Here is a 13607-nt window from a genome sequence, read left to right as displayed (position 1 = left end):
ATCCGGCGATATCTTAAGATTCGCTGATATTTACTGATGTCCCAATGCGTGCGCGATCATTTTCCGCTTCAGGGCCGGTAATTTATCCAGCAAGTTTAATCCCAAATTGCGAACCACGCGCAACGGCTCCAGGTCGGCGCCAAATAATCGCGCCAGGCCATCGGTGGCCAGCTGCATCAACAGCACGTCTTCCTTGCGCGCGCGCGCATAGCGGGCCAGCACGCGCTCGTCGCCGATGCCGCGGTGCGCTTCGCGTTCGGCGATCGTCTTGACCAGCTGCGCCACGTCGGCAAAGCCCAGGTTCATGCCGTGGCCGGCCATCGGGTGCACCACATGGGCGGCGTCACCCACCAGGGCCACGCGCGGCGCCACCATGGCGTGCGGGCGCATCAGGGTCAATGGGAAGGCGCGCACCAGCTCCGGCTGCAACGGCGTCAGCTTGCCCAGTTTGTCGTGGCAGTAGGCGGCCAGGCGCGCGGCCAGGGCGTCGGCCGATTCGGCCATCAAGGTGTCGGCCAGCGCATCGGGCGCCGACCAGACCAGCGAAACGCGGTCGCCCGGCAGCGGCAGCAGCGCGACGATGCCGTCGCTGCCCGTGAACCACTGGTGGGCCGCGCCATGGTGCGGCTTTTCGCAGGCGAAGTTGCTGACCACGCCGCGCTGGCCATAGGAGCGGTAATCGAGGCCGATATCGCACTGGCCCCGCACCCACGACTGGGCGCCATCCGCACCCACTACCAATGCGCAAGTGATGGTGTCGCCGCCATCGAGATGCACGATGGCCGAGTCGTTCGTCCATTCCAGGCGGCTGGCGCGGCCCTGCACCACGTTGACGTTCGGCGCAAATTTCAGGGCGGCGTCCAGCGCCTGGCCCAGGTTGCGGTCTTCGATGATCCACGCCAGCGTGCCCACATGGGCGCCATAGGCGTCAAAACCAAGCCCGCCCGCCTGCGCGCCGTCGCCATTGACCAGCATGGCGTCGACGGGCGCCACCCTGTCAGCCTCCAGGGCGCCCCATACCTTCAGCGACGACAGCAGCTGGTGCGCCGTGTGATTGAGCGCATACACGCGCACATCCCAGCTGGCTTCGACCGGCTTGGCGGCCGAAGGGGATGTGGGCGCGGGCGGACTCACCGGGGATAACAGGGTGACGCTTTGTCCTGCCTGGGCAAACGCCAGCGCCGTGGTTTTCGCGATGGCGCCATTGCCGACGATGCAAACGTCGCTGTGGCTATGCATGAAGCGCCGCATGGTAGGGGGAGTGGGACTGTTCATGGAACCATTATAGCGTTTGCCCCACCCTTTTCAGATAGTCCGGAAGTACAGGACGCGTGTCCCAGATCAAGCGATGCCATGAAAGACGGGCAGCACGTGGTCCGCAATCTCCTGCATCGTCTCGGCCAGCGGGCGGCGGTTCTGCCGCAGCTGCAAGCCGATGTGCCGCACGCCGGCGTCGCGCATGGCCGTCAACTCGGCGATCAGGCCGTCGCGCCCCGTGCGTGCGCCAAAACGGAAGCGCTGCAGCGGCAAGTTCGGGTCTTCGTCCAGGTCCAGGTGGATGAAGCTGACGTAGGGTTTATCTTCCCTAGCGACGGCGCGCCATTGCGCCGAGCGCCGCGCATGGTCGTCCGGCGTGCCCGGATAGGCGAGCCAGCCATCCATTTGCTCGCCTATCCAGGCGGGCGACTGCTGCGCCAGCCCCGCCACCAGCAGCGGCACGGGCGCGGACGGCTTGGGCAGCAGGCGGATGCCGGGCGGCAGATGCGTCTCGCCCCAGTCGCGCAGCATGGCCACCTGTTCGCGGAACGCCGCGCCGCGCTGCTCGAAGTCGCGGCCGAAGACGGGATATTCGACAGGACGGTCGCCGCTGGCCACGCCCAGCAGCAAACGCCCGCCGCTCAACTGGTCGACGCTGGCCGCCGCTTTTAACGTCAATACAGGCTCGCGCAGGGGCAGCACCACGGCGGCCGTGCCCAGCAAGATGTTCTCCGTGATCCCGGCCAGGTAGCCAAGATAGGTAAACACCTCGAAGACCTGGGCCGCGTCGCCGAACGACGGGTCATACAAAGGCACGTCGCGCAGCCACAGGGCCCTGAAACCGAGGCGGTCGGCCAGTTTTGCCAGCGCCGCATGCTGTTGCAGGTCCGGTTCGCCCGGCACGCGGCCGGACGCCGCATTCGCCTGGCGCCCCGTGGACGACCAGTCATTATCGAGCGGCAGTTCCAGCCCGATGCTGAAACCGCCCTGCCCGAGCTTCGTCATGGCGCCCATATCAATCCCACTGCGGCGCCAGGCCGTCCGGGTTGGCCAGGCGTTCGCCACGCTCCAAGGTCGCCATCTGCGCCATCTCGTCCGGCGACAGGGTGATGCGCTGGAAATGCAGGTTCGCTTCCAGGTTGGCCCGTTTGGTGGACGACGGGATCACGGCAAAGCCCTGCTGCAGCGACCAGCTCAGGGCCACTTGCGCCGGCGTCACGCCGTGTCTGGCGGCGATGGCGGCGATCACTGGGTCCGCCACCACCTTGCCATACGCGAGCGGCATGTAAGCCGTGATATGGATGCCCTGGCTGCGCGCGAAATCGATGACGGTGCGGTTTTGCAGGAAGGGGTGGATCTCGACCTGCTGCGTGGCGATTTCCTTGGCTCCCACCGCAGCGATGGCTTGCTGCAGCTGCGCATTCGTGAAATTCGATACGCCGATGGCTTTCGTCAGTCCCTGCGCCTTGGCGTCCGCCAGCGCCACCATGTACTCGGCGACGGGAATGGCGTCCTGCGGCGACGGCCAGTGGATCAGGGTCAGGTCCAGCTGCTCCAGCTGCAGCTTGTGCAGACTGTCCTTCAGGCTGGGAATCAGTTTATCGCGCTGCAGGTTCTCGATCCAGATCTTGGTGGTGACGAACAGTTCGTCGCGCGGGACGGGGCTGGCGGCGATCGCCTGGCCCACTTCGGCTTCGTTGCCGTAGATTTGCGCCGTGTCGATATGGCGGTAGCCGACGTCGAGACCCGTGGTGACGGAATCGATGACGACCTGGCCCTGCAGGCGGAAAGTGCCCAGGCCGATTTCAGGGATGGCGGTGCGATTTGTGGTGGCGTTCATGCGGTAATCCTCTCAAGTCAATGTCGATGGCCACACTATGCGCCCATCCTTTGTTGAGAAAAATACCGCTGATATCAAATCATATTTGATCCACAGGCAAGTAAAACCATGCCCATGCAGGAAATCGGGGAAAAGTCGCAGCCGGCTCTTGCATTCCCGTTTTGGTCTGCTATAATTCGCCACCTTGGCCTGGTAGCTCAGTCGGTAGAGCAGAGGATTGAAAATCCTTGTGTCGGTGGTTCGATTCCGCCCCGGGCCACCAAGAATATGTTTTACATTCAAAAACGCCACCTTCGGGTGGCGTTTTTGTTTGTGGACTGTCTACACGATACGCAGGCCGTTTCCGGCCCGCAACCACTCCCCCGGCGCCGTCAGCGCCAGGCAAACATCCCTCTTACCACATCAAATCATCAGGAATCTGGAACGCCGCATACGGATCGTCCTCGTCCACTTCCGTGCTGGCCTGTTTCACGCGCACGACGATGGCGGGGTCGCGTTCGGCGATCTTGTCGGCGATGATGCGCGGCACCAGTTCCACCGCGCCGTTCAGGCAGATGATGACCAGGCGGCCCGCCACCAGGTGGGCTTGCACGGCGGCCGTCACGTAGATGCGCTCGATCTTGTTATTAAATGTAAAGTTGTACGGCACGTCGCCGTTGTTGCCCTTGCTCTGGCGGTTCTTTTGCACCATTTGCGCGATCTGCGCCACGATGGCCTTCTGGTTGGCGGCCGCGTCGCGCTGGGCGTTCAGTTCGCGCGCGCGCTCGGCATTCTTGCGCTGGGTCTCGAGCGCGGCCAGGCGCACTTCGTCGACGCTTTGCGTGCCGCTCTTGCGCTCGTCCTTTTTCTGCTTGCTCTTGTCCTGGTTGGCCAGTTTGACCTTCTTCTTGTCGACCAGGCCGGCCTTTAAAAACTGCTCTTGCAACGAGACCATAACTACTCCGTATTGAGGGTGCGCCGGCCAAGGCAGCGGCATCGGCCGGTGGAAAGACGCTAGCATAGCAAAAAACAGGGGCGCTGCCGCCGCAAGATGGCTGCCAGGGCCAGCCGGCGGGCGCCTTCTGCCTGCCAGTAACAAAAAGACACACTCGAGTGGAAATTTTGTTGATAAATGTCATATAGTTAGTTACGTTTTGCATATCGGCATTCTCTGCCGATTGTATCGTCCCCTTCCACCGACTGCGTCTACAAGGATTTGCCATGAAACAATTAATCGCCCTCTGCATCGCCGCCGCGTTTGCCAGCACCGCCTTTGCCGCCGCACCGGAAGCGGCGCCTGTCGCCAAGACGGCCCAACAATCGAAGATGACGACCTGCAATGCGGACGCCGCCGGCAAGAAAGGCGATGAACGCAAGACCTTCATGAAGGAATGCCTGAGCGCCAAGCCGGCACCGGCCATGACGCAGCAAAACAAGATGAAAGCGTGCAATGTCGACGCCAAGGACATGAAGGGCGATGCCCGCAAAGCCTTCATGAAGGAATGCCTGAGCGCGCCGAAGAAATAAGCGCCTCGCCTGTTTGCCCCCCAACGCCAGCGTCGACGCTGGCGTTTTTTTTTACGGCGATGCGTACGCCTGCATGAGCCGGTCAAGGAAACCGAACAGCTGGCCGTTCATGGCGTGCCAGTCGTGGCTGCGCAAGACCGCTGGCGGCTGCACGAAGCGGTGCGGCTCCAGCATGGCCAGTTCGGCTTCCGACGCGGCGATCAGCAGTTCGACCACCTCCGGCGTGAACTCCATATGGCACTGGAAGCCGTACACCAGCCTGCCGTATTCGATGATCTGGCGGGGGCAGCCTTCGCTACAGGCGATGACCTTCGCGCTGTCGGTCAGGCCAGGCATGTCGCAATGCCAATGTCCGGTTTCCAGCACGTCGCCGAAATGGGCAAACTTGTCGTTCGCCCGCCCTTCCGCCGTCAGCATGACGGGGAACTTGCCGATCTCCTTTTCAGGGCTGTGCGCCTGGCGCGCGCCCAGGGCTGCGCCTATCAGTTGCGCCCCCAGGCAGACGCCGACGACCGCCTTGCCCGCCGCCGCACATGCGGCAATCAGGGCCTGTTCGGCCGCGGCGTCGAAATGCGGGCATTCCTCGCGCGTCGTCGACGGCGACTGCGGCCCGCCCATGACGACCAGCAGGTCGATGTCCGCGATGGACGGGGGCAGCGGCTCATGGGCATGGACGCGGGAATACGTGGCCGCGTAGCCGCGCTCGCGCACCCATGTCTCGTAGGCGCCCGGCGCCTCGAACGCTTCATGCACGATGAAATGGACTTTCATGATGTTCCCTTTCTGTGGCGAGGAATTAAAAAACTATGGCCGGCCCAGCACCTGGGCCAGCACGCCGGCGAACGCCTGCGCGCCCGCTTCATCGATGGTCGACACGGTGATCCGCAATCCCTGCGCCGGCGCCTGCACGCCGAACGCTTCACCACCACGCACCAGCCAGCCATGCCTGGCCAGCGCCAGCACGGCCGCCTGGCTGCTGCCTGGCAGCGGCAGCCACAGGTTCAAGCCATCGGCGGGACTGGCGCAAACGAGGCCTTGCGCCGCCAGCGCATCGGCCAGGATGCCGCGGCGGCGCGCATAGCCTGCGCGGGCCAGGGCCACCTGCGCCAGCACGTGGGGCGACGACAGGCAGGCGCTCACGGCATCCTGCAAGAGATGGCTGACCCAGTTCGTGCCGGGCGCCAGGCGCAGGCGCAGGCGGCGGGCGGTCTGTCCGTCGCTGGCAACGACGGCCAGGCGCAGGTCGGGGCCGAAGATCTTGGATACCGAACGGACCAGCGCCCAGCGCCGGGCGGCAGGGGGAATCACGTCCCGGTAGCCGGCGACGGACAGCAGCGAAAAATGGTCGTCAACGATGACCAGCACGTACGGATAGGCGGCCAGCACCGCGCGCAGCTGGTCCGCGCGCGCCGCGCTCAGGCTGCAGCCGGTCGGGTTGTGCGCGCGCGGCGTCACGATGACGGCTTGCGCGCCTTGCGCCAGCGCCCGTTCCAGCGCCCCGGCCTGCATCCCCTCGGCATCGACCGCCACGCCAACGGCGTGCAGCCCGGCGATGCGCAAGGTGTTGATGCTGCTGACGAAGCAGGGGTCTTCCACGGCCACCTTGTCGCCCGCGACCAGATACGCGCCCAGCAGGCGCTCGACCGCATCGACCGCCCCATTCGTCAGGGTGATGTCATGCCCTTCCGGGCAATCGCCGGCCAGCCAGCGCCGCGCCAGGGCTTCCAGCGCCGGGTCCAGCGTGGCCTCGCCATACAGGCGCGGGCGGTAGGGCTTGCGCGCCAGGGCCGCGCCGATATCGGGCAGCCAGGCCAGGTTCGGATTGCCGCCGCCCAGGTCGGCCAGCGGCGAGCCGGGCAGCAGGCCTTCCTGCTCGCCGGGATCGCGCTGCGCGCGGATGGCCGTGCCCAGGCGCCCTTGCGTGACCGCGATCCCGGCCGTCACCAGGCGCTTGTACGCCAGCGACACGGTATTGCGGTTGACGCCCAAGGTCGCCGCCAGCTCGCGCACGGTCGGCAGCGCCTGGCCCGGCGGCAGTTCGCCCGCCTGCGTCAGCGCGCGGATGCTGTCGAACAGCTGCGCTGCGGTTTTCCCCGTCATCTTCATGATGGTCTCAGACATGATATATTTTGGCATAGGACAATCATACATCACTGCGGCGACTCCTGCCACTCATAAGGCTGACACAAGGCTGACACATGAACAATGACACTCCCCTGCCCACTCCCACCATGCACGCGCAGCATGGGCGCTGGCCGCAAGCCGTTTCCGTGGACGACTTCCGCCGCAATCTGGCGGCGGTGCATGCGCGCATGGCGGCCGCATGCCAGCGGGTCGGGCGCGATCCGGCCGGCGTGCGCCTGCTGCCCGTCAGCAAGACCAAGCCCGAGGCGAGCCTGCGCCTGGCCTATGCCGCGGGTTGCCGCCTGCTGGGGGAAAACAAGCCGCAGGAAGCGGGCCGCAAGTGGGAAGCGATGGCGGACCTGGCCGACCTGCAATGGTCGGTGATCGGCCATTTGCAGACCAACAAGGCCAAGCTGGTGGCGCGCTTTGCCAGCGAATTCCAGGCCCTCGACAGCCTGCGCGTGGCCGAAGCGCTGGAACGGCGCCTGCAAGCGGAAGGGCGCGGGCTCGACGTGTTCGTGCAAGTGAACACGTCGGGCGAAGCCAGCAAGTACGGCTTGCCGCCGGACGAAGTGGCCGCCTTCCTGCGCCAGCTGCCCGCCTTCCCGGCGCTGCGGGTGCGCGGATTCATGACATTGGCCCTGTTGTCGGCGGAAGCGGTGCGCGTGCGCCGCTGCTTCGTGCTGCTGCGCGAACTGCGCGACCGCCTGCGCCAGGACGCCCCGCCTGGCATCGGCCTCGACGAGCTGTCGATGGGCATGTCCGGCGATTATGAAATCGCCATCGAGGAAGGCGCCACCGTCGTGCGGGTCGGCCAGGCCATCTTCGGCGCGCGGGACACGCCGGACAGCCACTACTGGCCCACGGCGCAGACGGAGTAGGCGGCCCGACGCGCCCCGCAGGTAGCCGCGCAGTCAACCATGCCGAATGATCAAGATGACATGCATAAAGATAGCGCGTAATATTTTTACCATACTGCTCAGCTCGGCAGCACAGCTCCTGGGGAAAGGACGGCAGCGTGGCCGCGTCAAACGATCTCGCGCACTGGCGCGGACAGATTTTTTCGCGCCTGCTGCAGGTAGTGTTGCTGCTTGGCATCATCACCGCCATTCCCAGCGCCTTGCTGGCGGCGCGCGAAGCTATCTGGTCCATAGTCGCCCTCGACGTGCTGGCCATCGGCTGGGTCGGTCTCATCTGGCATCTGCGCGCCATGCCCTACCGCTGGCGCGTGTGGCAATTCCTCATCGTCGCCTACCTGGTGGGCGTGGGCCTGCTGTTGAAAATCGGCCCCGTCAGCCAGATCTACATGATGCTCATGCCCGTGCTGGCGGCCCTGCTGCTGGGGATGCGGCCAGCCTTGTCGACCCTGGCCCTGACTTCGCTGACCATCTTTTTCCTCGGCTTGCATCCCGACGTCGCCCTGCACGTGCAGGGCGTGCCCGACTCCCCCGTGCTGCGCGCGCTGATCGTGGCCCTGAACTTCCTGTTCATCGCCGCCGTGCTGACCCTGTCCTGCGCCTTCCTGCTGCGCCACCTGGAACGCAGCAGCCAGGCCCTGTCGCAGCTGAACGCCGACCTGCGCTTGACGGCCACGGCGCTGGCCCGCCTGAACGACATGGTGATGCTCGCCGAAGTGACCGATGCCCCCGACGGCGCGGCGCCGGCCACGCGCATCATCTTCGTCAACGACGCCTTCGAGCGCAGCAGCGGCTATGCGCGCGCCGAGGTGCTGGGCCGCAGCCTGCTGTTCCAGCAGGGCCCCGCCACCGATGCGGGCGAACTGGCGCGCGTCGCCGCCGCCATGGCCAACGCCCAGCCGGCCAGGGCGGAATTGCTCAATTACAACAAGGCCGGCAAGGCGTACTGGGTCGAAGCGGAACTGGCGCCGTTCACGGATGCGGACGGCAAGCAGACGCACTGGGTGGCCGTCGAGCGCGAAATCGACGAGCGCAAGAAATCGGAAGCGGACATCCACCGCCTGGCCTTCTACGACGTGCTGACGGGCCTGCCCAACCGGCGCCTGCTGATGGACCGCATCGGCCACCTGCTGGCCGCCGCGCCGCGAGGGAATACCATCAGCGCGCTGATGTTCATCGACCTCGACCACTTCAAGCACATCAACGACGCGCGCGGCCACGCCACCGGCGATGCGCTGCTGCGCCTGGCCGGCGAACGGCTGGCGCAGCTGATGCGCAAGGCCGACACGGTGGCGCGCATCGGCGGCGACGAATTCGTCGTGCTGCTGGCGCACCTGGCCGAAGACCTCGACAGCGCCGCCCGCGCGGCGGCCCAGGTGGCCGAGAAAATCCGCGCCGCCATCGCGCGCGACTTCGATATCGACGGGCAGTCCTATCATTGCAGCGCCAGCATCGGCGTGACCCTGCTGCCGAAAGCGGGCCAGCAGGCGCACGACCTGCTGCGCGAAGCGGACATCGCCATGTACCGCGCCAAGGCGGAAGGACGCAACGGCATCGCCTTCTTTGAAGCGGCCATGCAGGCGGGCGTGGAACGCCGCCTGACCCTGGAACGGGCGCTGGCGCGCGCCCTCGATGCCCATGCACTGTGCATGCACGTGCAGCCGCAGGTCGACCGCCATGGCCGGGTGACGGGCGCCGAATTGCTGATGCGCTGGCCGCAGGCGGACGGCAGCCATATCGCGCCCGGCATCTTCATTCCCATCGCCGAGGAATCGGGGCTGATCGTCAGGCTCGGGCACTGGGCCTTGCGCGAGGCGTGCCGCGCCGCCGCCATGCTGGCGCGGGCCGGGCAGCCCGTCGCCCTGTCCGTGAATGTCAGTCCGGCCCAGTTTCGCCAGCCCGATTTCGCCGCCCGCGTGCAGGCGGCGCTGGCCGAACACGGCACGCCGGCCGGCGCCCTGATCCTGGAACTGACGGAAGGCCTGCTGATCGACCAGCGCGACGCCTCGCTGGCGCGCATGCGCGAACTGGCGGCCCTCGGCATCCGCTTTTCCATCGACGATTTCGGTACCGGCTATTCCAGCCTCGCCTACCTGACCTCGATGCCGCTGTACGAACTCAAAATCGACAAGCGCTTCATCGACGACACGCCGCACGATGCGCGCGACACGGCCATCGTGCAAGCGATACTGGCCATGGCGCGCCACCTGGGCTTGCGCGTGGTGGCCGAAGGCGTGGAAACGCAGGAGCAGGCCGACTTCCTGCTCGCCCACGATTGCGACGGCTTGCAAGGCTACCTGTATGCGCGGCCCATGCCGCTGGACGACTTTCCCGGCTGGCTGGCCCGGTATCAGGCTTAGCTTTCCGACATTTCCTGCACGAAACTCCTCCGCTAGAATACCGGCCTCATAGCCTGTACCTTCACCATCCCCTTTGATTAAAGTGATCCCCGATGCGTCTGGTTCTTCCCCTTTTGGCTCGCCCGCTCCTGCTGCTCTCTCTGCTCCCCGCCGCCCATGCGGCCCCATCCACCGCACCCACGCCCATCACCCTGGACCAGGCCATGGCCGATCCCGACTGGATCGGCACGCCCGTCGAAGCGGCATGGTGGGGCTGGAATGGCCAGCTCTACTACAAGCAGAAACGTCTCGGCTCGCCCCTGCGCGATACCTATCAATTGCCGGGCGCGAACGCCAAACTCAATAGCGGCAAGAAGGTCGACGATGCGCAGCTGGCCAATCTCGACGGCCAGCACATGGTGGTCAACCGGGCCGGCACGCGCGCCATCCTGCTGCGCAACGGCGACTTGTTCGAGCGCGACCTGAAAAGCGGCGCCTTGATCCAGATCACGCGCGGCGTGTCCGCCATCAGCGACCCGCAATACTCCGCCGACGGCGGCGCCGTGCAATACCGCAGCGGCACAGACTGGTTCAGCTGGAACCGGCTTGACCGCCTGAGCGCCCCCGTGGCCCTGTTGCGCGCCGTCAAGGACCCGGACGCCAAGCCGGAAGCGGACGCCCTGCGCGAACTGCAGCTGCGCCTGATCGTCAACCTGGCGCGCCAGAAGGAAGACCGCGACGCCAGCCGCGAACGCCGCCATGAAGAGCGCCGCCTGGACGCCACGCGCGCGCCGGAACCGATCTACCTGGGCGACAAAATCACCATTTCCGGCAGCGCCCTGTCGCCGGACGGCCGCTGGCTGCTGTTCGTCACACAGGACAAGGCCGCCGAAAAGGGCAAGCTGGGCAAACTGGCCCGCTACGTCACGGAAACGGGCTATCCGGAAGCGGACGACGAGCGCACGCGCGTGGGCCGCAACATGCCGATCGCGCAAAGCCTGAAACTGGCCGACCTGCGCACGGGCCAGGTGCGCGACATCGCCTTCGATAACCTGCCCGGCATCGCCGCCGACCCGCTGGCCGCCATGCGCGCCGAACAGAAGCTGCCGCCGCTGAAAGGCAACCGTGCCGTGCGCATCGACGCCCAGCGCGACGGCATCGCCTGGACCGACGACGGCGGCAAGGCAGCCGTGCGCATCCGCGCCATCGACAACAAGGATGGCTGGCTCGCCAACGTCGACCTGGCCAACGCCGCCCTCGTGCCCATGCACCGCATCAGCGACACGGCCTGGGTCAACCGCCGCGCCGACGAATTCGGCTGGCTGCCCGACAACGCCACCCTGTGGTATCTGTCCGAAGAAAGCGGCTACGCCCACCTGTACACGAAAACGGGCGCGGCCCCGGCGCGCGCCCTGACCAGCGGCCAGTGGGAAGTGAGCGCCGTCGAATGGAGCCGCAACGGCAAGACCGCCTACTTTATGTGCAACCGGCAGGCGCCCGGCACGTATGAAGTGTGCGCCAGCACGGCGAAAGACGGTGGCGCGCGCGAAGTCACCGGCTTGAAAGGCGTGGAAAACTTCGGCCTGTCGCCCGATAACGGCAAGCTGCTGCTGCGCTATTCCACCAGCTATATGCCGGCCCAGCTTGCAACCGTTGCCGTTACGGGCGGCAAGGCCAGTATCCTGACGGATACGCGCAGCGACGCCTTCAAGGCCCGCAGCTGGGTCATGCCGGAACTGGTGCAAGTGCCGTCCACGCATGGCGCGGCACCGATCTGGGCCAAGCTGTACCGCCCGGCCCAGCTGGAAGCGGGCAAGAAATATCCCATCGTCATGTTCGCGCACGGCGCCGGCTACCTGCAGAACGTGACCGAACGCTACCCCGTCTACTTCCGCGAACAGATGTTCCACAACCTGCTGGTGGAGCAGGGCTACATCGTGCTCGACGTCGATTACCGCGCCTCGCTCGGTTACGGCAGCGCCTGGCGCACGGCCATCTACCGCCAGATGGGCCATCCGGAACTGGAAGATTTCATCGACGGCGCCCACTGGCTGGCAGCCCAGCACCAGGGCGACATCAAGAACGTGGGCATCTATGGCGGCAGCTATGGCGGCTTCATGAGCCTGATGGCCCTGATGCGCGCACCGGAAATCTTCAAGTCCGGCGCCGCGCTGCGTCCCGTGACGGACTGGACCACCTACAACCACGAGTACACGGCGAATATCCTGAACACGCCGGACGTCGACCCGCAAGCGTATAAAATCTCGTCGCCGATCGAATACGCCGACAAACTGACGGGCAATCTCTTGATCGCCCACGGCATGATCGACGACAACGTGTTTTACCAGGATTCCGTGCGCCTGTCGCAGCGCTTGATCGAGCTCAAAAAGGATAACTGGGAAATGGCCAGCTACCCGATGGAGCGCCACGGCTTCGTGCAGCCGGAAGCGTGGTATGACGAGTACCGCCGGATTTATCAGTTGTTCCAGAGAACATTGAAATAAACCCCGATGCCCGCTTGATGCGGGCATTTTTCATGGACTCATTCAGTCAAACGGCACGGGCCGCGGCGTCGTATCCGACGATGGCGGCAGGATCGGCAGCACGATGTGCGGCTGCTTGCCCGTCAGGGTTTTCAGGAAGGCCACCAGCTTGCCATTTTCATCGGGCGTGAAGGTGCGGCCCAGCTGCAAGCGGCCCATCACGTCGACGGCTTGCGTCAGGGTTGCCGCCTCGCCATCGTGGAAGTAGGGATACGTCAGCTCCACGTTGCGCAGGGTCGGCACCTTGAAGTTGAAGCGGTCCGCATCCTTGCCCGTCACGGCCGAGCGTCCCTCCGCCGTCATCGCCGTCTTGTACGGCTCGACGACACCCATCTTCTGGAAGGTGTTGCCGCCCACGGCGGGACCGTTATGACAGGCGATGCAGCCGCTCGATTTGAACAGCTGGTAGCCGGCCAGCTCGTCTTTCGTCAACGCGCTCTTCTTGCCCGACAGCCATTGGTCGAAGCGGGAACCGGGCGTCACCAGCACCTCTTCAAAGGCGGCGATGGCGCGCGTGACTTGCTCGATGGTCAATTTATCCTGTCCAAACACTTGCCGGAATTCCGCGCGGTAAGCGGGAATCGAGGCCAGCACGTCGATGGCAAGCTCGTGCGTAAAAGCCATCTCGCCGGGATTGGCGATGGGGCCGCCCGCCTGCTCCTGCAAATCCTTGGCGCGGCCATCCCAGAATTGCGCCACGTTCATGCTGGAATTGAGCACGGTGGGCGAATTGATGGGTCCGCGCTGCCAGTTGTGGCCGATCGACGTCTTGATATTGTCCGTGCCGCCCATGCTCAGGTTATGGCAGCTATTGCAGGAAATAAAGCCCGAACGCGACAGGCGTGGATCGAAAAACAGTTTCTTGCCCAGCTCGACCATGGCCGGATTGGCCACCTTGGCGGCGGTGATCGGCTGGATCGGCTCCTTGTCGGCGGCGTGCAGCACGTTGCCGAAAGTCAGGCTGGCGATGAAGAGGAAGGGGGATAAGGTGCGGCGCATAGTCTAACTCCTGGAAACATTCCCGAATCGGCGGCGCGCGCCGGCGCGGGAATGCAGCGCACCGGCCCGGTTGCCACCCGTA

Annotated in this window: 11 protein-coding genes and 1 tRNA gene; 5 read left to right on the top strand and 7 right to left on the bottom strand. The window is 65.4% G+C overall.

The annotated features are described in order from the left end of the window. Positions 1 to 30: 30 nt before the first annotated feature. The 3 genes from O3298_RS23925 to dkgB all read right to left on the bottom strand — a co-directional run bounded on the left by O3298_RS23925 (position 31) and on the right by dkgB (position 3097). A complete protein-coding gene (locus O3298_RS23925) occupies positions 31 to 1275 on the bottom strand; it encodes an FAD-dependent monooxygenase (protein WP_305060698.1) in 1245 nt (414 codons plus the stop codon). 66 nt (positions 1276 to 1341) lie between these two features. Further along, positions 1342 to 2271, bottom strand: a complete 930-nt coding sequence (locus O3298_RS23920; RefSeq protein WP_305060697.1) for an LLM class oxidoreductase — start codon at positions 2269 to 2271, stop codon at positions 1342 to 1344. Position 2272: 1 nt separating this feature from the next. Then, the gene (dkgB, locus tag O3298_RS23915) at positions 2273 to 3097 is read right to left on the bottom strand and encodes a 2,5-didehydrogluconate reductase DkgB (protein ID WP_305060696.1); all 825 of its coding nucleotides are present in this window, start codon (positions 3095 to 3097) and stop codon (positions 2273 to 2275) included. A 186-nt stretch (positions 3098 to 3283) separates the two neighbouring features. On the opposite strand from dkgB, the gene O3298_RS23910 reads away from it, so the two are divergent. Further along, positions 3284 to 3359: transfer RNA gene (locus O3298_RS23910), tRNA-Phe, on the top strand. Between the two features lie 132 nt (positions 3360 to 3491). Here the strand turns inward: O3298_RS23910 and O3298_RS23905 are convergent. Next, positions 3492 to 4031, bottom strand: a complete 540-nt coding sequence (locus tag O3298_RS23905; RefSeq protein ID WP_077399286.1) for a DUF2058 domain-containing protein — start codon at positions 4029 to 4031, stop codon at positions 3492 to 3494. A gap of 266 nt (positions 4032 to 4297) precedes the next feature. Here O3298_RS23905 and O3298_RS23900 point away from each other — a divergent pair, with 266 nt between their 5' ends. Beyond that, complete coding sequence (locus tag O3298_RS23900; protein WP_046682222.1) at positions 4298 to 4603, top strand: PsiF family protein; 306 nt, start codon at positions 4298 to 4300, stop codon at positions 4601 to 4603. Between the two features lie 51 nt (positions 4604 to 4654). Here O3298_RS23900 and O3298_RS23895 read toward each other — a convergent pair whose 3' ends face one another. Next, complete coding sequence (locus O3298_RS23895; protein WP_305060695.1) at positions 4655 to 5374, bottom strand: hypothetical protein; 720 nt, start codon at positions 5372 to 5374, stop codon at positions 4655 to 4657. Between the two features lie 33 nt (positions 5375 to 5407). Beyond that, the gene (gene ptsJ, locus O3298_RS23890) at positions 5408 to 6709 is read right to left on the bottom strand and encodes a transcriptional regulator PtsJ (protein ID WP_305060712.1); all 1302 of its coding nucleotides are present in this window, start codon (positions 6707 to 6709) and stop codon (positions 5408 to 5410) included. 92 nt (positions 6710 to 6801) lie between these two features. On the opposite strand from ptsJ, the gene O3298_RS23885 reads away from it, so the two are divergent. The 3 genes from O3298_RS23885 (at position 6802) to O3298_RS23875 (ending at position 12487) form a co-directional block, all read left to right on the top strand. Next, positions 6802 to 7608, top strand: a complete 807-nt coding sequence (locus O3298_RS23885; protein ID WP_099665577.1) for a YggS family pyridoxal phosphate-dependent enzyme — start codon at positions 6802 to 6804, stop codon at positions 7606 to 7608. A 137-nt stretch (positions 7609 to 7745) separates the two neighbouring features. After that, positions 7746 to 10004: a bifunctional diguanylate cyclase/phosphodiesterase gene (locus tag O3298_RS23880; protein WP_305060694.1), complete on the top strand. Its 2259-nt coding sequence runs from the start codon at positions 7746 to 7748 to the stop codon at positions 10002 to 10004. Between the two features lie 92 nt (positions 10005 to 10096). Further along, positions 10097 to 12487 carry a S9 family peptidase gene (locus O3298_RS23875; protein ID WP_305060693.1) on the top strand — a complete coding sequence of 797 codons (2391 nt, stop codon included), beginning with the start codon at positions 10097 to 10099 and terminating at the stop codon, positions 12485 to 12487. 42 nt (positions 12488 to 12529) lie between these two features. Here O3298_RS23875 and O3298_RS23870 read toward each other — a convergent pair whose 3' ends face one another. Continuing rightward, entirely contained in the window at positions 12530 to 13525 is a 996-nt protein-coding gene (locus O3298_RS23870) for a cytochrome-c peroxidase (RefSeq protein ID WP_099665580.1), read from the bottom strand. Positions 13526 to 13607: the final 82 nt, after the last annotated feature.

The organism is Janthinobacterium sp. SUN137 (genome assembly GCF_030587265.1).
Classification (GTDB): Bacteria; Pseudomonadota; Gammaproteobacteria; order Burkholderiales; family Burkholderiaceae_D; genus Janthinobacterium; species Janthinobacterium kumbetense.
This window is presented reverse-complemented; position numbering and strand designations above follow the sequence as displayed.

What these genes read in the sequence shown, in the direction of transcription:
- O3298_RS23885 (WP_099665577.1), top strand. Translation starts at nt 6,802, where the DNA reads ATGAACAATGACACTCCCCTGCCCACTCCCACCATGCACGCGCAGCAT.
- O3298_RS23905 (WP_077399286.1), bottom strand. Translation starts at nt 4,031, where the DNA reads ATGGTCTCGTTGCAAGAGCAGTTTTTAAAGGCCGGCCTGGTCGACAAG.
- O3298_RS23870 (WP_099665580.1), bottom strand. Translation starts at nt 13,525, where the DNA reads ATGCGCCGCACCTTATCCCCCTTCCTCTTCATCGCCAGCCTGACTTTC.
- O3298_RS23920 (WP_305060697.1), bottom strand. Translation starts at nt 2,271, where the DNA reads ATGGGCGCCATGACGAAGCTCGGGCAGGGCGGTTTCAGCATCGGGCTG.
- O3298_RS23875 (WP_305060693.1), top strand. Translation starts at nt 10,097, where the DNA reads ATGCGTCTGGTTCTTCCCCTTTTGGCTCGCCCGCTCCTGCTGCTCTCT.
- O3298_RS23895 (WP_305060695.1), bottom strand. Translation starts at nt 5,374, where the DNA reads ATGAAAGTCCATTTCATCGTGCATGAAGCGTTCGAGGCGCCGGGCGCC.
- ptsJ (WP_305060712.1), bottom strand. Translation starts at nt 6,709, where the DNA reads ATGAAGATGACGGGGAAAACCGCAGCGCAGCTGTTCGACAGCATCCGC.
- O3298_RS23900 (WP_046682222.1), top strand. Translation starts at nt 4,298, where the DNA reads ATGAAACAATTAATCGCCCTCTGCATCGCCGCCGCGTTTGCCAGCACC.
- O3298_RS23925 (WP_305060698.1), bottom strand. Translation starts at nt 1,275, where the DNA reads ATGAACAGTCCCACTCCCCCTACCATGCGGCGCTTCATGCATAGCCAC.
- dkgB (WP_305060696.1), bottom strand. Translation starts at nt 3,097, where the DNA reads ATGAACGCCACCACAAATCGCACCGCCATCCCTGAAATCGGCCTGGGC.